The sequence below is a fragment of the Legionella cardiaca genome, from assembly GCF_029026145.1.
Lineage (GTDB): Bacteria > Pseudomonadota > Gammaproteobacteria > Legionellales > Legionellaceae > Tatlockia > Tatlockia cardiaca.
The window spans coordinates 565515-589397 of the sequence record NZ_CP119078.1 but is presented as its reverse complement, the minus strand read 5'-3'; the positions used below and the strand labels follow the sequence as shown (position 1 = coordinate 589397).

Here is a 23883-nt window from a genome sequence, read left to right as displayed (position 1 = left end):
ACTCATTAGAAAATGAATTCTGGTTTCCACTATTATCAGAAATTGTCTCTTAAGCCCGCTCAAAAGAAATTTTTTGCAAAATTTCCTCAATAGGCAATCCCATAACATTGTAATAAGAGCCCTCTATTTCTTTAACAAACGTATCACTTACTTGCTGGATGCCATAACTTCCCGCTTTATCAAAGGGATCACCTGAATCAATATAATTCCTTATTTGCTGCTCTGTCAGGGTATGAAAGGTAATTCTGGTTTTCACATAGTCAACTAACCATCGTTGTTCTGGTAGAAAAACCAGAGCATAACCCGTATAAACATCATGAGTATTGCCACTTAGCATCCGCAGCATTCTATACGCATCTTCGCGGTTGCCCGGTTTTTCTAAAATATGATTCTGATAAGCAACCGTAGTGTCTGCTGCCAAAATCAGATCCGCACTGTCTACTGCAACCTTCGGCAAAATAGCTTGAGCTTTTTCTTTGGCAAGCCGAGTCACATAGGTTTTGGCTTCTTCGCCTTTTTGCAAAATTTCTTCAATATTGGCGGACATAACGACAGCAGTTAACCCATACTTTTGCAGTATTTGCAAACGTCTTGGAGATGCGCTGGCTAAAATAATTTTTAATAGGTGATTAGATTTCATAAAAATACTTTAGATTCTCCTTTATGCTTTAAAATAAAGCATAAAGTTCACAAATAGCCAAAAAGAACTGAAATGGATATACTTACAAGTCAAGCTATTTATAGGTAATTCAATGTACAGTAACAAATCTCATGAGCATGATTCTAGAATAATGTGGGTTGCAGGTCAAAATGAAACGGTTAGAAAAACAGCAGAACAAAAAGGATTCCCTGCTACCGTGGGGCTTGAAGGGTGTGTAGCAATAATTTTTGCTGATAAAAAAGGCAACGTCAGCCTAACTCATGTGGATTCAGATACGGATTTATCTTTTATAAAAGTTGAAATTTCTTTTATGGAAGGGGAATTTACTATTGATGTAATAAAAAAACCGAACAAGGGTCAGCTTGATTTAAAAGTTCTTGCTACATTGGCTGCTATGGGGCTTTCTCAAAGTGCGTCATCCACTGCTCATAGGGTTATTGAAAGCAATGAAGGTACAGTGGTTTATAACTATTTAAAAAGAGTCCCACAAAGTTTTTCTTTTGCTGATTTTAAAGAAATTGCTACACCGGGCGTGACGGCACAAAAAACAAATAAGTTATTTCTACTGGGTTATAGTCCTCAAACCTGCGAAGATGATCCTCTCAAGTTCCAGTTAAGAGTATACAGCCGCCAGTTAAATCAGGCTTTATCTTCTAACCCCACTGCTCTGCCATTATTAGTGCATGACGCCTCAGGTTGGCTAGAAACAGAATGCGAATAGCAAAGGACGTCGAATTAATTTTAAACACTGATGCTTATGACATTTCTTTCTTTAAATCCTCCAAATTACAATCTTTGAATCATGTTTTACCGCGTTATTTGGCGCTTATAAAGCACTTTGACTCACAGAATAGGAAAGATTCTGATAATTCAGCTTCAGATTACCTCAATTAATTAGTCTTTTTCACTATGGGTAATTTTACCCATAGTAATCAAAAATAAATCATTGTTATTATTTTTTTCACAAATCTTAAAATTCAAACTCCCAAGGAATGTTGTAAAATGCCATCCAATGCGTCCTCCCCTCTGCTTACTCTACCTTCTGATATCCTTTGCTATTTAGCATTGAACTATCTGGACTATCATTCCGCAGTTATTTTATTTAGGAATATTATTTATAAGCAGTTTACGCTGGAAAATCCGCGAAAGATTAACGAAACGCGATTAGAGCATCTAGAGACATTTACGGACGCTACTTTCAAGTCATATAAGGAAGTCTGCAGGAAACTATCCTCTAAATTACCCAAAATTATTGGTGGTAATTATGCTTGTTTTTATTTTTCCCCCGCTCAAGAATGGTTTGTCTGGGGAAGCGGGGCCAGACAATATACAGGCAATGAAAGGCTTAATTTTTTTCCTAAGAAATTAATCCTTTCTCTTACAAAGAGTACTTCACAATTATGGCAAAAGTCTGAATTAAATATTATTGATATCGTCTCTGGTAATTCACAAACCTTTTTCTTAACAACAGATGGAAAAGTTTATCGTCAAGGAAATAATTTTCCCAAAGAAAGACAACCTTTTAAAAATAAAGCCCTATCTTCAAACACTGAGCTGGAACTTATTAAGGAATTAGTAGGTGAACAAATTATCGAGCTTGCTTTAGGCGATAATCACGTACTTGCTTTAACAAACAATGGTCAGGTTTATAGTTGGGGATTAAATGACGCAGGCCAATTAGGATTGGGGCATACCGACTATCAAAGTACACCACAATTAATTACTCACTTAGAAAACATTACTCATATTTTTGCTGGTTCCGATGTCTCGTTTTGTATTTCAGAAAAAAGACAAGTTTATGCTTTCGGGGCAAATATTTGTGGTAACCTGGGCCTTGGAAATATCCCATATATCTTTAAGCCACAGCTCATTCCCGCGTTAACAGATAAAAAAATTATATCTGTTGCCTGCAAAGGTAATTTTTATACTCTGTTTCTCGCTAAATCAGGGGAAGTTTTTAGTACAGGAGTAAATAATGAAGGCGCTCTGGGGCTTGGCAATGTGACCTCTGTCAGTACGCCGACCGTTGTTAATTCATTACCCAGGATTAAAAAAATTATAAATGAAGATTCTCTTTCTCTGTGTTTGGATGAACAAGGGGAAATGTATTTTTTCGGTAAAAATATACTAGCCCCCTCATATTTTAAAAAAACGATTCCTGTTACCCATTATTCGACTCCCCAACCCCTTAAATTTGTAAACGATACAGGGATTGCAAGCATTGCTATAGGAGATTTTCATCTCTTATGCCTCACCAAAAGTAAAGAGATTTATACTTTCTCTTTAAAGAGTTCACTTATAAATCCAATTTTCCTTAAAGTTCCTCTTCCTGAGGCCCTCGATAATTCAGATTTGCCAAACTCAATTCGTCTTTAGCGGGACTAATTCATCGCTCTGTTACAGAATTTTTAATAAAGCGGTAAGGAAAGTTTCCTACACTGTAAATATACATTTTAGGAGCTTACTGAATGTTTAATGATCTTCATGAGTATTTTTTAACAAAGAAAACAGAAGCTAAAAACTCCTATCTGACCTCTTCGTTTGCAAAGCTACCGGAGGATATCTTTCATGCCTCAGAGCATTTTATGGATTTAGCAAAAGAAGAGAGCAAATCTTATCACGATCCCGAATTAATAAAGGCTCAAATTGATTACATTATTTTGCAAGAGTTATATTGCGATAAACTAACAATCCATAGCGAAGATGGTGTGAAAGCATGGTTGAGATTAGAGAGTTCATACAAAAAATTGGAATCCATGCTTTTTGAAGCAAGACACCATACTTTAAGACCGACAATTGAATCTCAGATTCAAAGAGCAAAACAAATCAGTTCAGAAATAGCCTCTGCCAACGATACACAAAAATTAGATAAAGGGGATAGTATAACGCAGGGATTTATTATGTTTATAGCGGCTATTAAAAAATCCCATTCACAAATTTCTTTAAGAGAATCGGAGTACGCTGTAAAACACTACACTGATACATCTGAGGATCTGAGAAAAAAATTACAAGAGATTCGTCAGCAACACAAAGAGGCTCTTGCAGAAAGAGACATTCTGGCTACCCAAAAAAATAGTCAAAAACCACTTACCCTCCTTGAAACTTGGGGAGCTGACGATCACCAGGGCCAGGCAAATCCTTTGAAAAGGTTGGTTTTATGGGTAAATAATCTTTTCTCTTCGCAACGTATTCAAGATCGAGCCTATCTTCATTCTCAGCAAAACGCTTCGACTACTCTGGCATACAACATGAAATGCGATCGAATTACTCAATTGGAAAGTGATTATGCAGAAAATCTAAAAAATTACCGCCAGACAAATAGTAAACTTTCAATAGCCGAAAATCGACATCAGAGCGCTCAACAGGTATTAGGCATTACCTCTATTACTGTTGAAAATCTAGAGCAAGAAGAAACTCATGATATGAAAAGCACACCCACTTCTCCATAATAAGTCTTTATGTAATATATTGAAATTACAAAATGAATTACATCTTATCTGGTTCTTTAACTCATGAGGTTATATGCTATAAATATTGCAAATATTAATTATGGGTTAATTAATGAAAAGACTACTTTCATTTGTTCTCTATTTATCCGTCTTTTTCAATCCATCTCTTTTTGCCCAAGGAGAACCATTACGGGTAGGTATTGATACCTTTACGCCACCTTTTGTTATGCAAGGTGCCAATATGCAACTTTTTGGCTTCGATATTTCTATGATGGAATACATTTGTCGATATATGAAACGTAATTGTGTTTTTGTTCCCCTGGATTTTAATAACATCTTTAATGCAGTAGAAACAAAGCAAGTTGATGTTGCAGTCAGCGCCCTTACCATTACTGCCGAACGTGCTTCCAGAGTGCTCTTTTCTTCCCCATATCTTTTAGGAAATTCGCGTTTTATAGGCCCGAGCGCGCTTGCCAAGGAAAAATTTGGCCTGCAATTATTGAATAACCATACCATTGGCATTGAAGAAGGTACGATTTTCCCCAACGTCATCAATTCACTGGGGGTACGAAATCCTAAAATTGTTACATTCAAAGATGCTCCGCATTTAATCGACGCTCTTCAAAGTAATGATATCGATATAGCCTTAATGGATGCCCCATCAGCCATGTACTGGCAGTCCCAATCCTCCGGTATACTGAGCGTCCTTGGCGAACCATTTCCCTATGGATTTGGGCTTGGAATCGCAATAAATCGTAACGAAGTAGATTTACTAAATAATATTAATCAAGCTTTAATAGCCTATCAGAATAGTCCCGATTTTAAGAAAGACTATGATAAATTCATCGCTAGCTTTTAGTAGCAAGGAATTTAGCAGTTTCTTGAAAATTGCAGAATGGTGTTTTGCCTAACCTATGCCATACCCGCCGCGCAGGCGGGTAATCATTCTAATCTAGGTGCTGAATTAAGAATTGTTCACTAAATATTGAAATGAATAATTCCCTGGTTACATAATCTAATGGACCGTTTCGTCTTTGGTAATACAGCGGGTAATCACCTGCCGCGTTATAAAATCACCCTGACTGGCCCCATAAAGAGAGGTGAAATGCTCGGCTATCATCATCACCCAGGAAGACAAACGAAAATCCATTCTTTTTTCTTCCTGGTTAACGACAAGTTCAAATAATCCCAAAGAATCAGTATTTTGTTCCTTTGCGTATTCTTCCATGATGCGTTGTGCTGTAGACATGTCCTTATCTTTCGTTGGCCAATCTTTATTCATTCAATACTCCCTACTTCAAACCCGGACTGCTGCATTCTATGATAATCACATTGGGTCAAAGAGTAAAATTCCAAGGCTTCGCTTTAAAATAATTTCAAAGAAAACTCTTTTTTCTAATAAGAGACCGGCTTGACATTACCTTGTGGTTCCTGCCAAAGCGTTACAAACAAAACCATGATTATTGGTCCTACAAATAACCCTAATAAACCTAAAGTCTCAACTCCACCTAAAATGCCAAAAAGGACCGCAAGAAAAGGCAATTCGATAGCACCACCAATCAAAACAGGCTTAATAAAATGATCAGCGACAAACATCACAAAAGTACCCCAAATCACAACAAAAATGGCACCGATCATTGAGCCTGTGGATAGTAAAATAAGTGCAACGATAGCAAAAACAATAGGTACGACGAAAGGAATCATCGCAGCAAATGCAGTGATAAAGCCTGTTAACGTTGGCGCCGGAAAACCAACTAGCAGGTAACAAATCCCCATTAGAAACCCTACGCCTAATCCTACAACGATAGTGCCATTTACCGTAGCCCGCAAAGCAGATGGAAGTCTATCCGCATAACGAAACCATCTCTGTCCCAAACAGAATTGGCCGATATGACTTACCTGCTGATTTAATTTATCGCCATCACGATAAATAAAAAACAACGTTAATAACGTAAATCCTAATTGGAACCCACGATGAGCAAGATTAACTCCTACTTGCTTAATGTAATAACTTGCTGGCGTTAATGATAAATGCAAATTTGATAACAAATTCCGCACTTTTCCTGGTTGACCGACATTGGTATCCCAATAATTAACCAGATCGTTACCAACTATGGGAAATTGTTGTAACAGCGAGGGCGCTTGCCCTCCTTCACGATTTATTAATTGTAAGTAATTAATAAATAACTGCAGCTCTTTTATTAAAATGCTCACTAACCAGCTTAAAGGGAGCAAAAACAGCAAGGCCAAGATAAAGGTAAATAACAAGGATGCCAAATTATGATGATTACCAAAAAAAGAACGCCAGCGCAAATACAAAGGGTAAGTCGCTATACCGATAATCGCCGCCCAAATCATTGAGGGGATAAAACGATGAACAATAAATATCGCGAGCGCAACAATACCAACCGTTACCCCAATACTAATTAACTCTTTATGGTTTTCATTCATTATGCAAAACCCCAGGCTAATAGCTGCATTATTAACCATGCAGGTATAGCAGCAAGGACATCATCTAACATAATTCCCATACCACCTCGAACATGGCGATCGATTGTACGTATTGGTTGTGGCTTCCATATATCAAAAATACGGAATAGGAAAAAACCAATAATTATCCATAATACACCTGCGGGTGCCATTGTCATAGTCAGTAAGTAACCAACCACCTCATCCCAAACAATACCTGAATAGTCATGAACACCAAGCTCCCGAGATACTTTATCAGAAACCCAAACACCAAGTATAAATGCAGCAACAACAATCGCCAGATAAATACCTAACGATTGCCCCATGATTAACAAGTAGAGTGGAATCGCTGCTAAAGTCCCCCAGGTTCCGGGGGCAACAGGCAGCAAACCACTGCCAAATCCAAATGCGATGAAATAGCTCGGATCTCGCCAAACTTTGTTTTCTAACCTGCTTGCATTCACCTTATTCTCCTAAAGCATGCAAGATGCTTATTATTTTTAGAAATGACTATAACCCTGAGGAGTCAATATCTCAGGTTCGCCATCAACGTGTTTTATTCTTAAGCCTTTTTCTTCCTCAATCACGCCGATTGGATAACAGTCTAGCCCTAAATCTATAAGTGAGGCCAAGAATTTTTCTTCTTTCTGAGAAGGCACTGTAAAGCATAACTCATAATCATCACCACCACTGAGGGCAAAATAAGTTGCTTTCTCTTGCTGATATTTTTTTACTAAGTAATGCACTGGAATTGCTTCATCTATCAAGCAGGCTCCAACATTGCTCGCGACACATAGATGATTTAAATCGGCACTTAGCCCATCTGAAATATCAATGGCAGCAGAGGCATATTCTTGTAGGATTGATCCTAAATCAATTCGTGGCTGTGGATGTTGAAGCTTTTGCATTAACGCTTCCCTATCATCTGTATTAATATTACTCTGTTGTAAAAAACGCACAGCTAAGGCTGCAGCACCTACCTCACCACTGACATAGATTTTATCACCTGCTTGAGCACCAACGCGCCGTACGGATTTACCTGTCGGAACAAGCCCATGAATGGTTATCGTCATGCTCAATGGACCACGTGTTGTATCTCCACCAATCAATGCAATATTAAATCGACGCAATGAATCATGAAGACCTTGGGAAAAACGTTGCAGCCAGGATTTATTATATACAGGCAGTGTGAGAGCCAAGCTAACCCAGCATGGAGTGGCAGCCATAGCAGCCATATCACTGACATTCACCATGATTGCTTTGCAAGCAATATCATAGGCATCCCACTCACTTAGAAAATGGACGTCAGCAACAAGGGTATCCGTGCTAATTAACAATTGTTGGCCCTGAGGAACGGCGACACAAGCTGCATCATCCCCTATTCCATAAATGACATCCTCTCGCCTAAGTGCGGGATTCTTGAAGAAAACATCAATTAAGGAAAATTCATCCATTATTGATTTCAACTTTTCTAGCCTGTTGCGCTAGATTATTTAAAACCCCATTTACATAGCGATAACCATCTTGTGAACCAAATTCTTTGGTCAGCGAAATCGCTTCATCCAATACCACACGGTAAGGAATTTCTGGGCAATGAAGCAATTCGAAAGCGCCTAAGCGTAGCACGGTTAATTCAATAGGGTTTAATCCCTCAATTGCTCTATCAAGGAATGGGGTAAGTTTTTCTTCCAGTGTTTTTACATGTGCAGGCACGCCATGGAGCAGACGGACAAAATACTCTCCATCTACTTTTTCCATATTATTATTTATGCGAAATTGCGTTTCAATCTCATATAATTCATCACCGGACATGTACCATTGATAAAGCGCTTGCAAAGCGAGTTTTCTGGCGCGTCTCTTACCACTAATTGCTTGTTTTTCCACAAATTACCTCATGAATTTTTTTCGTCTTTTATTTCATCAATAGCTTGCCTGAAATCACTGACGTCCTTAAAGCGTTTATACACTGAAGCAAATCGAACATAAGCAACATGATCAAGACGATATAACTGCTTCATTACTAATTCGCCTACTTCCCGAGAATCAATTTCACGCTCACCACGACGACGGATTTCCTGCATGATGGTTACAATTGCCTCCTCAAGGGCATCCACACTAACAGGCCTTTTTTCTAAAGCCCGCAACATCCCTGCGCGTAAATTTTTTATATTAAATGGTTCTCTTCGACCATCACGTTTGATAATCGAAGGCATAATTAATTCAGCCGTTTCAAATGTTGTAAAGCGCTCATGACAAAGAAGACATTGTCTTCTTCGGCGCACCTGAGCTCCCTCAGCAACAAGGCGTGAATCCACTACCTTTGTTTCTTCAGCATGACAAAATGGACAATGCATGGTTAACGATATACCGGAAATTCATGACATAATTGCAATACCTGGGCTTTAACCCTCGTAATGGTAGCTTCATTATTTACATCATCAAGCACATCAGCTATCCATCCACTTAAAGTACTCACCTCTTTTTCTTTAAAGCCTCGAGTTGTAATTGCCGGAGTTCCCAGGCGAAGACCACTTGTTACAAAAGGAGAACGAGGATCATTAGGCACTGCATTTTTATTAACAGTAATATTAGCCCGACCTAAGGCCGCATCCGCTTCTTTACCAGTAATATTTTTTGAAATTAAGTTTACCAACAGCAAATGATTTTCAGTACCACCAGAGACAATAGGATATCCACGTCCCTTTAATACTTCTGCCATGACTTTTGCATTTAATATAACTTGTTGTTGATACTGTTTAAATTCAGGCTGCAATGCTTCAGCAAAAGCTACCGCTTTTGCTGCAATGATATGCATCAGCGGTCCGCCCTGCATTCCGGGAAATACCGATGAGTTCAATTTTTTTTCTATTTCTTCATTAGCACGAGCAAGGATTAAACCACCACGTGGACCACGTAATGTTTTATGAGTAGTTGTGGTTACCACATCAGCATAGGGTACTGGTGAAGGATACAAACCCGTGGCCACCAAACCAGCCACATGAGCAATATCTGCCATCAAATAAGCATCAACTTTATCAGCAATTGCTCTAAATCGCTGCCAGTCAAGAACTTGTGAGTAAGCAGAAAACCCGGCAATAATCATCTTTGGCCGATGCTTAAGAGCTAACTCTTCAAGAACATCATAATCAATCAAGCCTGTGTCGACGTCCAAACCGTACTCTATTGATTGATATATTTTTCCTGAAAAATTAACTTTTGCACCATGCGTTAAGTGTCCGCCATGAGGTAAAGCCATACCAAGAATAAGATCACCAGGAGAAAGCAGAGCCATCATCACAGCGGCATTTGCTTGCGAACCAGAATGCGGCTGCACGTTAACATAATCAGCGGCAAATAGTTTTTTAGCCCTTGCTATTGCTAAAGACTCTGCAACATCAACATGCTCACAACCGCCATAATAGCGTTTGCCTGGATAACCTTCGGCGTATTTGTTAGTTAGAACAGAACCTTGTGCTTCAAGAACTCGGGGGCTCGCATAATTTTCTGAGGCGATGAGTTCAATATGGTCTTCCTGGCGAACACGCTCAGCTTCAATAGCTTGCCAAAGTTCTTTATCAAAATTTGCAATAGTGTAGCTTTTATCAAACATTTGCAATCCTTAACCTATCAATAATTGAACAATTATAGTACTGCTCACCAGATACTGTCACGCAAAACATCTTAGATAAATTTATCATTACAACGAATGTTTGCAGAGCCTTCTCGACTACATAACTGTTAAAAAAATTGAGGTAGTCATATTGCTTACTACCTCGAAACTTATAAATCTATAGGCCTATTTAACAATCAACGCATTACGGACATGTCTCACGCCGTCAACGTTACCAGCAATAATACCAGCGCGCTGTTTAATGACTGCACTATTAACAAAACCGCTAAGCTGCACTTCATCCTTATAAGTGGTAACTTTAATTGCAAATCCTTTAGCACCTAATTTATCCACTAACTCAGTTTTAACTTTTGCGGTGATTGCTGAACTGTCAAGATATTGACCTGTACTCTCACTTGTTGGGGTAGCAGAACAGGCAGCAATTATTGATATCAGTCCTACGATGGCAAATAACTTGAGCGTTCTTAGCATGGTTACTTCCTTATAATAAAAGTTAAAGAAAGATATCACACTGTTATCTGCTAGTCATGACCATGCGCATTATTCTGTAAATTATTATGTCCATGAATTGATGTATTTTTGTTGTTATTACTCGGCACTTTTATTTCTGCTCTATTGTCTGCATGACCGTGGGTGGTGTTTCCTACATTATTGTCATGGCCATGAGTGCTTGCATCATTACGATAACGTCGGTTTTTATTGTGCGGGGTAACATGCCTATGACCATGTTGAGAATAATGTCTATAGGCAACAGGAGCGGTTCTATATACAGTAGGCCGTTCACTGGTGTGATAATGCGTATTCGGTGTGTCCTGATAAGAATAACCGTAAGGAACTTCTACATGCGCACTGGGAGGACGACGATAATAGCCTTCATCATAGTAGTTATTTTCGACACAGGAAGCTAATAATGGTAACAAGGGTAATAAAACAAGCAAGCGTTTCATAATTAAAACCTCTAAGAGTACAACCAGATAAAAGAAAGGCACGATGATTATCGTGCCTTGTACAACATTTTATTTATTTGGAAAAAATTACTTAGCCTTAACTTCTACTTTGATTTGATTTTTAAGGTAAGGAACGATGTGAATGGTGTTATTCACATAAGTGTATCCACCATAGACACGGTAACCGCTGAAAGTATCAATATACAGATTCATACCAGCGTGGCAATAGCCGTAGTAAAACAGGTCGATATAATGCGGACCTTCATAACGATAAATATTAAATGGTGTCAATGTAGTACCATCATCAAAAACACCATAAACACGCACATTATCATAACTACTATTGATGACTTCTATTTCACAATAACCTGGTAACTTGGCATTTTTTGCAGCTGATTTTGCATCTGTTGTATTTGCACCAGGATTATTTGCTTGTGGGTGAAAATGACGACTATCAGCAAACGCTGATGTTAATAAACCCAAACAGCAAACAAACAGAAGTGACTTAAGCTTCATTGTTATAACCCCTAAGATTAGTGGAAAGCAAATGTTAACAAAGCTTTGTATTTAGTCAACAGGTTTTTTTTGTGTCCATGATTATCTGATCGAACCTACCATTTAGAAGGATTGCCCTACAAACAACAAAAATTAAAACCAACTAGAGAGAGAGTTTTAAACATTAGAATAATGCCTGTTTTAAGTTGTCTTTATACATTAAGTATTTATGATATAGTAGACGCCGCTTAATTGATTGCTCTCAATCTGTTTTAGAGGACTGAAAATGAAAAGACGCATGACTATCATGATAATCGCCCTAGTGGTTGTATTTGGAGGAATTATTGCGTTCAATCTCTTTAAAAGTTTTATGATTAAGCGTTTTTTTGCGAGTTATGAACCACCTGCGGTCAGTGTCTCTTCTGTCACAGCAATGAAAAAAAATTGGGAACCGCGTATTGATGCTGTTGGCAATTTTGTCGCAATTAATGGGGTTGATGTAAACTCTCAAGCAGCGGGCAACATTGTAAAAATTCATTTTGAATCAGGTCAATATCTGGAACAAGATCAACCGCTGGTAGATATTGACGACAGGGTGGATCAAGCCACTCTGAAATTCAATAAAGCCGACTTGGCATTAAAAGAGCTTAGCTATAAACGCCAAGCGGATTTATTTAAACGCGGAGCAACGTCAAGTTCTAGTGTTGATGAAGCAACAGCAAGCCTTCAACAGGCTCAAGCTAATGTAGAAAGAACAGAAGCAGAAATAAGACAAAAACACATCTCTGCACCTTTTTCAGGTCAGCTAGGTATTCGTCAGGTAAACTTAGGACAATATGTCACTCCCGGACAAACAGCAATCGTCACGTTACAGTCCATGGACCCTCTCTTTCTTGAATTTTACTTACCTGAGCAAATGCTAAAGCGTCTTCATATTAATCAAGGAATTCAATTTAGCGTTGAAGAGTTCCCCAATGCCATCTTCGGGGGAAAAATAACTGCCATCAATGCTAAAGTTGATACCAATACTCATAATATTTTGGTCCAGGCAACTGTTCCCAATTGCCCATCGCTTGATTTAGTAACCCAAAAGTCAAATTTACTAAAAGCCAAGACACCTCAAGAAGGCGGAAAAACATTCTTTCAATGTGATAGCAAAATGAATGCACAAAACCACGTCACTCAATTTGCATTCATTCCAGGTATGTTTGCCTCAATTTCTGTAGAGCAACCCGTAATTCCGGACATGATCGTTTTGCCATCCACATCCATCTCCTACAGCTTATATGGCAACTCGGTATTTGTTATAGAGAAAGACAAGAATGGTAAAAAGGATAATGACGGTAAAGATCTTCTACGTGTCCGGCGGGTTTTTGTTAGTACTGGAGAACAAAAAGGCAATTACACTGTTATTAAGAAAGGAATTGAAGCAGGTCAGCAAGTTGTTAGCTCTGGCGAGTTGAAATTACAAAACAATACTCGTGTTGTCATTAATAACAGCGTGGAGTTAAAAGATATTGCTGATTCGGATTCATTAGGTCAATAAGTGACGCATAGGTGGAAGGAAAAAATTCCTTTGTCATCTTGAGCATTGTGAAGATGACAATATCTGCAAACGATCGCAGATTGTCCACACGAAATGGGGCATGTCCCTACCCTGGTTATTAAAAATTAAGTTTTTGTCAGGATAGTCTATGAAATTTACAGATATATTCATCAAACGCCCAGTACTTGCCTGTGTGGTTAGTCTTCTCATTTTTTTGTTTGGGTTAAATTCTATTCTGACGATGCAGATACGCCAGTATCCACGTATGGATAATACAGTAATTACAATTACAACAGCCTATCCTGGAGCGGATGCAAATCTCATTGCTGGCTTTATAACTACCCCGCTCGAAGCGGCTGTAGCCAGTGCTGAAGGGATTGATTACATGACCTCATCCAGCACACAAAGTTTAAGTACGATTACACTAACCATTAAACTTAATTTTGATCCTCAAGTGGCTTTTACTGATGTAATGAGTAAAGTGCAACAAAGTTTAAATCAATTGCCTCCCGAAGCTCAGCAACCGGTTATTGTAAAAAGCTCAGATACCTCAACCCCGTTGATGTACATTAGTCTTGATAGTACAGAGATGACCCCGCAACAAATCACTGATTACGCGACGCGGGTTGTACAACCTCAGCTTGAAACCGTGGATGGCGTGGCTAAAGCAGAGATTTTGGGTGGAGCAACCTACTCCATGCGAATCTTTCTTGATCCAATTAAAATGGCAGCATTGAATGTTTCTCCTTCTGATGTCACAAGTGTACTTGCACGTAATAACTTTCTTACTGCCGCTGGAAGCACAAAAGGAGAATATGTTGCTATTAATATGACGGCAAAAACTGATCTTAATAATGCCGACGAATTTAGCCAACTCATCGTACGCTCCAATAAAAACTCTATTGTTCGTTTAAAAGATATCGCCAAAATTGAGTTAGGTTCTCAAGATTACAACACCTCAGTACGTTTTGATGGAAAAAAAGCAGTCTTTATTGCGATTACCCCAACCCCAACGGCTAACCCCCTTACGGTAATCAATGATGCCCGTAAAATTATGCCATCTATTCAGCGAGAATTTCCTCCCTCTTTAACGGGAACGATTGTTTATGATGCTACTGATTTTATTCGCGCCTCAATTGAAGAAGTCGTCCATACTATTATTGAAGCCGCTTTGATTGTTATTGTTGTCATATTCCTATTCTTAGGTTCATTACGCTCCGTGGTGATTCCCGTAGTGACCATTCCATTATCACTCATCGGGGTGTGTACATTCATGCTTTTCTTAGGCTATTCCATCAATCTGCTAACCTTGCTTGCTTTTGTGCTGGCTATTGGTTTAGTGGTTGATGATGCTATCGTCGTTGTTGAAAATGTGCATCGCCATATTGAAGAAGGTCGAACACCCTTGCAAGCCGCAATTATAGGTGCTCGCGAAATAGCGACCCCTGTTATTGCAATGACCATCACTTTAGCAGCTGTTTATGCACCTATCGGTTTTATGGGCGGATTAACAGGTGCCTTATTCAAAGAGTTTGCCTTTACGCTAGCCAGCGCGGTTGTTATCTCAGGAATTATTGCTCTTACTCTAACGCCAATGATGTGTTCTAAAATTCTCACTGCTGATATCAGCAGCGGACGTTTTGTTCATTTTCTCGACGATAAATTTAATAAATTAAAAGTTCGCTATCAGCGTGCCTTACACAGTTTATTAGATACCCGAGCGATTATATTGGTCTTTGCGGCAGTAGTTTTATTAGTTCTCCCTTATTTGTATAGCCATACTCCTGATGAAACGGCTCCTGAAGAAGATCAAGGATTTTTCTTTGTTGTCGGTACTGCACCGCAATATGCCACAATCAATTATATTGAAGCGTTTACAAAACCCTTTGATAATATTTATAAAAGCTTCCCAGAAACCGAACATTATTTTACCGTTAATATGAGTGCGCCTGTTTCAGGTATGGTTCTGAAAGCCTGGGATAAGCGGGATAGAACGCAATTTCAATTGAAAGAATCTTTACAACAGAAATTGGATGAAATTGCCGGCTTAAAATCATTTGCTGTTATACCTCCTCCCCTACCCGGAGGTGGTAGCGGTACCCCTATCCAATTTGTTATCAAAACGACAAATGATTTCCAAACGTTATTTGACGTCTCTAATAAGTTACTGGAAAAAGCACAAAAGAGCGGACTTTTTATTTATTTGGATAATAGCCTTAAGTTCAATCAACCTGAAATAGAATTTCAGATTAATCGTTCCAAAGCCTCTGATCTGGGCTTAGATATGCAGGCAATTGGCAGTAGTTTGACAAGCGCTTTATCCGGCAATTACGTTAACTATTTCAACTTGCAGGGTCGAAGTTATGAAGTAATCCCTCAGTTAGATAGAAAATATCGTTTAGCGCCTGAGCAATTAGGAAAAATTTATGTTCGTTCGGCTGATAATACAATGATCCCTTTATCAACTGTCGTCACGGCTAAAGAGAAAGTACAACCGAATGCTGTATCACACTTTCAGCAGCTAAACTCAGCTACTATTCAAGGCGTCATGATGCCAGGTACTACTTTAGGACAAGGACTTTCTTTTCTCGCAGAACAAGCAAAAGAAGTGTTACCTACAGGATTTACATTTGATTATGGTGGGCAATCAAGACAATTTATTCAGGAAGGAAATGCTCTAATTCTCGCTTTCTTTTTGGCGATCATCGTGATTTTTCTGGTACTTTCAGCACAATATGAAAGTTTCAGGGATCCATTAATTATTCTCATCAGCGTACCAATGTCTATCTGTGGTGCACTTATTCCACTTAATTTAGGTGCGGCAAGCATTAATATCTATACTCAAGTCGGCTTAATTACATTAATTGGTTTAATTAGTAAACATGGGATTTTAATCGTTGATTTTGCTAATCAATTACAACGTGAAAAACAACTTGATCGCAGAGCCGCTGTAGAAGAAGCAGCCGGCATCCGTCTACGGCCAATTTTAATGACGACTGCAGCGATGGTATTTGGTGTCATACCTTTATTGGCAGCCAATGGCGCTGGTGCTGTTAGCCGCTTTGATATTGGTTTAGTCATTGCGATGGGCTTATTAATAGGCACTGGCTTTACTCTCTTTGTTGTACCTACAATGTATACATACCTTGCAGCCGATCATCGTCATGATGCAGATAAAGAAAAAGAGGCAATCCTGAGTGAAGATTTGGATGAACACACGCATCCTAAAATGTAATAATCTTTCTTGATTGCGAGCGCAAATATCAGGAGAAACACCGATGTTTGAGCATCTTTGCTCTTTACGATGATTTATGCCTGCATCATATGTTAATATTCGCAACTTTCATTTGTACAGGTTAAAACATGGATAAGACTTATTCCCCACATGCCATTGAACAAGCTTGCTACGAAAAGTGGGAAAGCCACCATTATTTTGCCCCACACGGTGATGGCAAAAGCTATTGCATCATGTTACCTCCACCTAACGTGACGGGCAGCTTGCACATGGGCCATGGCTTCCAACATACATTAATGGATGCCCTAACACGTTATCACCGTATGCAAGGTGCAAGAACACTCTGGCAACCCGGTACTGATCATGCTGGGATTTCTACGCAATTAGTGGTTGAGCGTCAACTTGAAGCACAAGGTCTCTCTCGCCGTGATATGACGCGTGAGCAATTTTTAGAGCGTGTCTGGCAATGGAAAGAAGAATCTGGCAACCAAATTACAAGCCAAATGCGTCGTATTGGCTCCTCAGTAGACTGGTCACGTGAACGCTTTACCATGGACGAAGGTTTATCGGCTGCTGTGCAGAAAGTATTTGTCCAACTGTATGATGAGGGTTTAATTTATCGCGGCACACGCTTGGTAAACTGGGACCCTAAACTAGGAACTGCGGTTTCTGACCTTGAGGTTCTTTCAGAGGAAGAGGATGGCTTTTTATGGCACATTCGCTATCCATTGGCTGATTCAAATGAATCTTTAGTAATTGCAACGACAAGACCAGAAACCATGCTCGGTGATACGGCTGTCGCTGTACATCCGGACGACCCACGTTATAAACATCTTATCGGTAAGCAAATTCAGTTGCCTCTTAGCGACAGAATTATTCCAATTATTGCTGATGAATATGTTGAACAGGAGTTTGGCAGTGGTTGTGTAAAAATAACACCTGCACATGATTTTAATGATCATGAAATCGGTAAACGTCATAATCTTCCTTTAATCAATATACTGACAAAAAAAGGTACGATTAATAAGAATGCCCCGCTTAATTACCAAGGTATGGATCGCTTTGTTGCACGTGAACAAATTATTCAAGACCTAGATAAAGCAGGTCTTTTAGTGAAAACAGAGCCCCACAAATTAAAAGTCCCGCGTGGCGAAAAATCAGGGGTTATTATCGAGCCACTTTTAACTGATCAATGGTATGTTAAAATTAAACCATTAGCAGAACCAGCCATTGACGCCGTCAAAAAAGGTGAGATTCGTTTCGTTCCTGAAAATTGGACTAAAACTTACTATCAATGGATGGAAAATATTGAAGATTGGTGCATTAGTAGGCAATTATGGTGGGGGCACCGTATTCCTGCCTGGTATGACAGTCATGGTCACATCTATGTCGGATACAGTGAAAACGATGTACGTTTTAAATATAAATTAGATGAGTCAGTGCAGCTCAAGCAGGATGAAGACGTACTAGATACCTGGTTTTCTTCAGCATTATGGCCGTTTTCAACCTTAGGTTGGCCAGAGCGTACTCCAGAATTTGAACAATTTTATCCCACTTCTGTTCTGTTGACCGGGTTTGACATTATTTTCTTCTGGGTTGCCCGTATGATTATGATGGGATTAAAGTTTACCGGAAAAGTACCGTTTAAAGAGGTCATTATTACTGGACTTATTCGCGACAGTGAAGGTCACAAAATGTCTAAATCGAAGGGCAATGTACTCGATCCCATAGACATTATTGATGGTATTGATCTTGAAAGTCTGGTCGCGAAAAGAACGTCTAATTTGATGTTAACCTCGGTTCGTAACAAAATTGCCAAAGCAACCCGTAAGGAATTTCCTGAAGGTATTCCTGCTTTTGGTACAGACGCATTGCGTTTTACTTTTTGCTCACTCGCATCAACAGGTCGTAATGTGCGTTTTGATATGGGACGAGTTGAGGGTTATAGAAATTTTTGTAATAAACTTTGGAATGCGTCACGCTATGTTTTATTAAACACCGATGAAGAACAAGTTGATTTTGGCGACGGTGCCTTCCAATATAGCCCAGCTGATGAATGGATTCTTTCCCGTTTACAGCATACCATTTCCCAATGCCATCATTATTTTGAAACGTATCGTTTTGATTTATTAGCCAATACGCTTTATGAATTTGTTTGGCATGAATACTGTGATTGGTACCTTGAGCTTTCTAAATCAGTTCTTTATGACCATCAAGCATTAGGTGCAATGAAAAGAGGAACTCGCCGTACATTAATTCACGTACTCGATCAAATTTTGAAGCTATTGCATCCTATCATGCCATTTATCACTGAAGAGATTTGGCAACGGACTAGTAAACTCACCAGTATGAATGGCGAAACCATCATGCTAAGTCCTTATCCTGAAGTGAATGAAGATTTCATTAACCCTGAGGTGGAAGAGGAAATTATCTGGTTAAAGGCAGTGATTCAATCTATACGAACTATTCGTAGTGAAATGACAATTTCTCCTGCCAAGCTTATTCCTTTATACCTGAAAAATGCAACGCCAGCGATTAAGGAACGAGTGGAAAAATACCACAGCACGCTACTTGCTTTAAGCAAGCTAACTCATATCCATTGCATGGAAGAAGGTGAATCAACGCCTGTTTCTGCATCCGCGGTGGTTGGGGAACTGGAATTGCTTATTCCTATGGCAGGACTCATTGATAAAGAGGCTGAATTAGCACGCCTTCACAAAGAACTCACCAAGCTGGATAAGGATATTTCACTCGCAGAAGGCAAGCTCGGTAATCCTAAATTTACCGACAATGCACCGGCAGAAATTATTGCGAAAGAACAAGAAAAACTTGCTCAAGCTCTGCTGACTAGAGATAAATTACTGCATCACAAGAAAACAGTTGAATCGCTTTAATATCTTTTCTTATAGTCCAATCTGTGCTTCTTGTAAGCACTGATTGGGAATATATATTCTCCCTCTTGTTTTGTAGCTGTGAAAACGTTATTTTCTCTAAGCTCTAATCATGGGTTCTTTAAAAATGCAGGAAAAGAAAGAAAACAATGGAACTGGTCTTACCGATAACAAACTTATCATGCAACTATCGCAAATGTATCCTCGAGATTACAGCGAAATGCATGAAAAGCAACCTTTATGGTCGGAGTTAAAAGAAAAACTACCCCAAGCACTTGAATATATAAAAACACTGCAAACTCGACAAGATGATACCGCTTTAGAACTTTTGGGTAATTTGTCTCATAATGTGGGAGTCTTCTGTACTCATGTCATTGAAAATTATCCGCAAGCGCTTGAATTACTTAATATTGCTTTAAAAACTAAAAAAACACGTCATCCTATTGATGATGAATCCCTTGCTTTAACACATACTCACCTGGCCGATTGCGCCTATCGCAATGGCAATTATGTTTTAGCAATCTCACAATTTGAATTAGCAAATGAGGCTTATAAACGTAAAGAAGGCCTTAAGCATTGTGATTTAGACCGTGCGTTTGTACTCCATGCCAGTGGAAATGCTTACTATAATATTGGGGCTTATGCCAAAGCGTTAGAGGTATTTTCTGAGGCAGAAAAAATACGGTTAAAGTATTTAGCGAAGGATGCTATTGAATTCGGTTATCTTGAACACGATCATGCTGATGTATTAACTGCTTTGGGCAAATATAAAGAATCAGAGGAATTATTCAACTCTTCTTTAGAAAAAAAGAAGCGTTATTTCAAAACTGAAAAGCACACTAATATTGCCTTGCTTTATCAGTGTCGAGCGCTGTTATATCTTAAATCGAGTCAATTTGAGAAATCTCAAAAAAACTTGGAGCAAGCCTATACTATCTATTCGAGTCATACTGAAAATTTTGCCACAGAGTACCAACCTGATTTATTTCGCAATTATTTTTATAGCATCATTTTGCAACTTGCTATTGGCGATCTTAAACAAGCCGAAGCAGAAATTGATCATTTCAACTCTCAATTACAGACAACAGAAAATAGAACCAAACCGGTGTTTGTCCGTTTAGCTCAGGCAAAAATCAGACTATATCAATGTCAAAATAAAACCGAAGAAACATTTAGGCAATTACAAGAATCAATCAGCCGTTTTATACCCAATCTAAAATTTGAAACAGCCGATAAAATTCTAACCCCTGATAATAAATTTGATGTTGCCATTTTATTAAGTCAATTTGCAGTTGAATTATATATTCATAACAATTATCAAAACTTTAATGATTGCCTGGCCATTCTTAATCTAGCATTACAGCTTAAGGAAAGTTTTTATAACGCCCTTCCTCCAGCGATACCAGCACTTGGAACAATTAATTATGCATTTAGTGATTATGATTTTGGCTCTCTCTATTATTTGGCCGCATTAAATTGCAAGGATAAGCAAGAGCGACAAGGAAAATTAGATATTTCTGCTCGTTACTTTGAAGCTGCCAGGAAAAAATTTTTAGACGTTGGGATGAATGAAGATCACAACAATATCATTGCTTGTCTAGCACAGTTAAACAAAATAAAAGAATTCTCTTGTTCACAGTCATTTGAGGAAGAAGCATCAAGTAAGAAAATTACGATACCACGACGAATTTCTTTTTTTCCTGTTACTTGCCATGAACAGTCTAAAATCTCAGCAATAGATTGTATCCCTAGTTTGGATACCATCATTATGGATTACCCTTAAATAAGTTATCGGCGGGATCGTCAGCAATCATCAAAGTTAATGTTATTAGTAGTGGCTTGATAACTCTCATCACGACCAAGGTAGCCAGGCAGCATTAAGGATTCCCTTTTGGGATGAAAACCCTTTCAAGCTATTAATGACCTTTATGTTTTCGCACTTTTTCTTCATGAGAAGGTTCATTTTTTGCAACCATTCGTTTAGGAAATGATTTAATTTCTGAGGTTTTGGCTTGCGGACTTGTCTTTTTCTTTGCTGCAGTTTTTTCTTTGGTCGCCGGTTTTGCTTTCACTTTTTTCTTCTTCTTAGCAGCTTCAATTTCTTCCTCTAACGTGGTTACTAATTCTTTAAGAATTTTAACCATCCGCTTTTTTTGCGCTATATCAGAAATGTTCCAATCATCTTTATTAGCACGTTGGTGTGCAACTTTGTATTTTAATCCTGACATTTCAGTGGAATAGTCGTTAGCATTTAACTTCTCAACAACCTGGTGAGCCAAGATATACCAATGGTATTTTGTTCTCACCGGTACCCCAGATCCTTCCGGAGCATGCCCCTTTCTTCTTTTTGTCACAGCATAATTGATTTCCCATAGATCTGGGGTCACTTTGGTTTCCTTCCATTGCCCAGCATCATAAATCCAGTAATGGCTACGGCCAACCTTCATACCGGTATATCGCTTACCTTCAAATTCCTTGAATTTATTATAGGACTGTGCGATATCTTCTTCGTGAATTTTTTCTTTCTTCCTCATTAGATTTACCTCTGATTTCCGTACACCTTATCTATAAGTTTAGCAAATGGGTCTTTTTCATTTACCAAAAAGAGACTTAATGGATGACAAAATAATTGTTGAACAAGACAAAATCTGTCGTGCCTCGGAAACCATGGCTGGTAAAAACCATTAAATAGTTACTTGAAACTCTGCTTTATTTATAATTTATTAGCGTCACTAATCTCATCTTTCATTGCTATTTTTTCAAAATAACTTTCCAACACAGGTGTTGCATTTCGCCCTTGTAATAAGAGGTGATCACCACGTGGGTATTCTTCGAAACTTAGATACGTTCTATTTTCTGTTTCTTCTTGAATCCTTAAAATTGGATCGCTGGAAACGGCAATGTCTCTGCAACCGAAAAAAATATTCCATTTAGGGGAACCTTCTTCAGGCTTCATGGTCGCAAGTTGCCGAAGTGATTTATAGGCTTCAATCATAATAGCCAATAAACTGGGTAACGTTGTTAGAAATTTAATAATGTTGCCCGGTTGGGATAACGAAGGTTTAACAAAGCGTGGCTGATTTAATTGCTGACGCTCCAAAGCCTCTTCATGAGCTTCTCGCTTGAATAAAGCGTTTTTGAATTCACTAAAAAACCCCATAAAAGAAGGGGTAACTGCTGGCGAAAAACAAGTGACAGATTTTATTTGTGCCTGATTTTGAATGAATTTTTGATTATTAAGCAAAATCGCCCCACCCATGCTGTGCCCCACAAGTTCAATCTGAGCCTCTGGATTTTCCTTAATGATATCTTCAAGGAATTTTCGAAAATCTATACTAAGTAATTCATTATTATGCCCACTTTCAGTCCGCTCACTATCAAAACCATAACCGCGATGATCATAGGCGATAACTTGATAACCTTTTTTTATCGCTTCTTGTCCCAGATTATTCCAACATTCAGCACTATCTCGCCAACCATGAAGCGCAATAATGATTTTTTCCGGTTTCTTTTCTTTATCCTGCGGATTTTTCCAGACCTTGGTTTCTACGACACGACCTTCAGGATATTTTTTTTGCTGCCGTTCATAATTTTCAATAGCATGTTGCATGTGTTTATGTAAGAGATTGGGGGTGCCTTCTTGTGCAACAAGATTTTTGAGTTTAATTAACTGCGTTTTGGAATCCCCGTCTGACAGTATTTCTTCCACTGCCCTCACCATGGCTTCACTATGAATTATCTCTTCTTCTGTTTTCTCACTAGCAAATCTTTCAAGAGAGAAATTTACAAAGTCTTGTAATTGATAAGTAATCTTTCTCTGAGAATAATATTCATTGAAGTGAACATTTTGGTTAATAATTTTTGATAAATTCTTTTTAAAAAAAGATTCAAAGCTGTTTTTTTCGGGCGATATTTTAGTATATGTTTTGCAAAAATTAGCGAACGCAACTATGTCGTTAATTCCCTCTATTTCCTCAGAAATTTGATTATAGTTTCCCTGACCGCCACCACGTACCCTCGCCTCAGCTAAAGCATTAATAGCGCAATTCCTCAAAGCCTGCTTTTTTTGCTCTAGTGAAGAAATTTCAAATTGTATCGGCAATAGAATATGTTCGTAAAAAGAGTTCATTGTTGCTGTTACATAGTCTTCCAGCAAACTTCCATCTAAAAGACCAGTCTTAAACGTGTGCCCTTTTACATTTTCAAGTATGGTTGGGGGGAAAGGAGGAGACTTGATGTATTTTTCTGCAGTTGTTTTTCCTGCAAAATAATCTTCAATTTCTTTTCGCGAGACTTCAGGATCCCTATTTGATTTAACAATCTCACGAATAACAACCATATCGATTTTTCTTGATGAAGCGTTCTTCTGATTTTCATAAACACCCAAAGCAAAAAAAATAGCTTGCTGAAATAACGAATTATTTTCTTTATTATTGAAAGCAGCGTTGCTAAATTTGCTTTTCGTTGCCAAAAACATGTAACGATAATCACTTTTAGACATAATTAATCCTTCGGTGATCTTTATTTAATTATATAGTCCAAGTGTTAACCCAATATTA

The 23883-nt window shown here is 38.5% G+C and carries 21 protein-coding genes; 8 read left to right on the top strand and 13 right to left on the bottom strand.

Features of this window, described 5'->3' with window-relative positions; genetic code table 11:
• Positions 1-49: 49 nt before the first annotated feature.
• Positions 50-640 (bottom strand): Maf family protein, encoded by a 591-nt coding sequence (locus PXX05_RS02600; protein ID WP_275089497.1) that lies wholly within the window; start codon positions 638-640, stop codon positions 50-52.
• A 112-nt stretch (positions 641-752) separates the two neighbouring features.
• Here PXX05_RS02600 and PXX05_RS02595 point away from each other — a divergent pair, with 112 nt between their 5' ends.
• From PXX05_RS02595 to PXX05_RS02580, 4 genes are all read left to right on the top strand, one after another.
• Entirely contained in the window at positions 753-1382 is a 630-nt protein-coding gene (locus PXX05_RS02595) for a YbgA family protein (protein WP_275089496.1), read from the top strand.
• 281 nt (positions 1383-1663) lie between these two features.
• A complete protein-coding gene (locus PXX05_RS02590; protein ID WP_275089495.1) occupies positions 1664-3037 on the top strand; it encodes an RCC1 domain-containing protein in 1374 nt (457 codons plus the stop codon).
• Between the two features lie 92 nt (positions 3038-3129).
• Positions 3130-4110, top strand: coding sequence for a hypothetical protein (locus PXX05_RS02585; RefSeq protein ID WP_275089494.1), 981 nt, complete (start codon positions 3130-3132; stop codon positions 4108-4110).
• A gap of 112 nt (positions 4111-4222) precedes the next feature.
• Positions 4223-4969, top strand: coding sequence for a transporter substrate-binding domain-containing protein (locus PXX05_RS02580; RefSeq protein WP_275089493.1), 747 nt, complete (start codon positions 4223-4225; stop codon positions 4967-4969).
• A gap of 156 nt (positions 4970-5125) precedes the next feature.
• Here PXX05_RS02580 and PXX05_RS02575 read toward each other — a convergent pair whose 3' ends face one another.
• The 10 genes from PXX05_RS02575 to PXX05_RS02530 form a co-directional block, all read right to left on the bottom strand.
• Positions 5126-5392 carry a hypothetical protein gene (locus PXX05_RS02575; RefSeq protein WP_275089492.1) on the bottom strand — a complete coding sequence of 89 codons (267 nt, stop codon included), beginning with the start codon at positions 5390-5392 and terminating at the stop codon, positions 5126-5128.
• A gap of 113 nt (positions 5393-5505) precedes the next feature.
• Positions 5506-6561 carry an AI-2E family transporter gene (locus PXX05_RS02570; protein WP_275089491.1) on the bottom strand — a complete coding sequence of 352 codons (1056 nt, stop codon included), beginning with the start codon at positions 6559-6561 and terminating at the stop codon, positions 5506-5508.
• Positions 6561-7043: a phosphatidylglycerophosphatase A family protein gene (locus PXX05_RS02565; RefSeq protein WP_275089490.1), complete on the bottom strand. Its 483-nt coding sequence runs from the start codon at positions 7041-7043 to the stop codon at positions 6561-6563. The genes PXX05_RS02570 and PXX05_RS02565 overlap by 1 nt, the downstream gene beginning before the upstream one ends.
• 36 nt (positions 7044-7079) lie before the next feature.
• Positions 7080-8033, bottom strand: a complete 954-nt coding sequence (gene thiL / locus PXX05_RS02560; protein ID WP_275089489.1) for a thiamine-phosphate kinase — start codon at positions 8031-8033, stop codon at positions 7080-7082.
• Positions 8026-8463, bottom strand: coding sequence for a transcription antitermination factor NusB (gene nusB / locus PXX05_RS02555; RefSeq protein ID WP_275089488.1), 438 nt, complete (start codon positions 8461-8463; stop codon positions 8026-8028). Before nusB ends, thiL begins: the two co-directional genes overlap by 8 nt.
• Before the next feature lie 8 nt (positions 8464-8471).
• Positions 8472-8933 (bottom strand): transcriptional regulator NrdR, encoded by a 462-nt coding sequence (gene nrdR, locus PXX05_RS02550; protein ID WP_275089487.1) that lies wholly within the window; start codon positions 8931-8933, stop codon positions 8472-8474.
• Positions 8934-8935: 2 nt separating this feature from the next.
• Positions 8936-10189: a serine hydroxymethyltransferase gene (gene glyA / locus PXX05_RS02545; RefSeq protein WP_275089486.1), complete on the bottom strand. Its 1254-nt coding sequence runs from the start codon at positions 10187-10189 to the stop codon at positions 8936-8938.
• A 186-nt stretch (positions 10190-10375) separates the two neighbouring features.
• Complete coding sequence (locus PXX05_RS02540) at positions 10376-10681, bottom strand: BON domain-containing protein (RefSeq protein ID WP_275089485.1); 306 nt, start codon at positions 10679-10681, stop codon at positions 10376-10378.
• 50 nt (positions 10682-10731) lie between these two features.
• Positions 10732-11157: a hypothetical protein gene (locus PXX05_RS02535; protein WP_275089484.1), complete on the bottom strand. Its 426-nt coding sequence runs from the start codon at positions 11155-11157 to the stop codon at positions 10732-10734.
• Positions 11158-11244: 87 nt separating this feature from the next.
• Entirely contained in the window at positions 11245-11673 is a 429-nt protein-coding gene (locus PXX05_RS02530; RefSeq protein WP_275089483.1) for a hypothetical protein, read from the bottom strand.
• 265 nt (positions 11674-11938) lie between these two features.
• Between PXX05_RS02530 and PXX05_RS02525 the strand changes: the two genes are divergently transcribed.
• The 4 genes from PXX05_RS02525 to PXX05_RS02510 all read left to right on the top strand — a co-directional run bounded on the left by PXX05_RS02525 (position 11939) and on the right by PXX05_RS02510 (position 21107).
• Entirely contained in the window at positions 11939-13198 is a 1260-nt protein-coding gene (locus PXX05_RS02525; RefSeq protein ID WP_275089482.1) for an efflux RND transporter periplasmic adaptor subunit, read from the top strand.
• 148 nt (positions 13199-13346) lie between these two features.
• Positions 13347-16433, top strand: a complete 3087-nt coding sequence (locus PXX05_RS02520; RefSeq protein WP_275089481.1) for an efflux RND transporter permease subunit — start codon at positions 13347-13349, stop codon at positions 16431-16433.
• A gap of 128 nt (positions 16434-16561) precedes the next feature.
• Positions 16562-19327: a valine--tRNA ligase gene (locus tag PXX05_RS02515; RefSeq protein ID WP_275089480.1), complete on the top strand. Its 2766-nt coding sequence runs from the start codon at positions 16562-16564 to the stop codon at positions 19325-19327.
• A gap of 109 nt (positions 19328-19436) precedes the next feature.
• Positions 19437-21107 carry a tetratricopeptide repeat protein gene (locus PXX05_RS02510; RefSeq protein WP_275089479.1) on the top strand — a complete coding sequence of 557 codons (1671 nt, stop codon included), beginning with the start codon at positions 19437-19439 and terminating at the stop codon, positions 21105-21107.
• Between the two features lie 133 nt (positions 21108-21240).
• Here the strand turns inward: PXX05_RS02510 and PXX05_RS02505 are convergent, their stop codons facing one another.
• Together PXX05_RS02505 and PXX05_RS02500 are read right to left on the bottom strand one after the other, a co-directional pair.
• Positions 21241-21858, bottom strand: coding sequence for a hypothetical protein (locus PXX05_RS02505; RefSeq protein WP_275089478.1), 618 nt, complete (start codon positions 21856-21858; stop codon positions 21241-21243).
• A 179-nt stretch (positions 21859-22037) separates the two neighbouring features.
• A complete protein-coding gene (locus PXX05_RS02500) occupies positions 22038-23825 on the bottom strand; it encodes an alpha/beta hydrolase (protein WP_275089477.1) in 1788 nt (595 codons plus the stop codon).
• Positions 23826-23883: the final 58 nt, after the last annotated feature.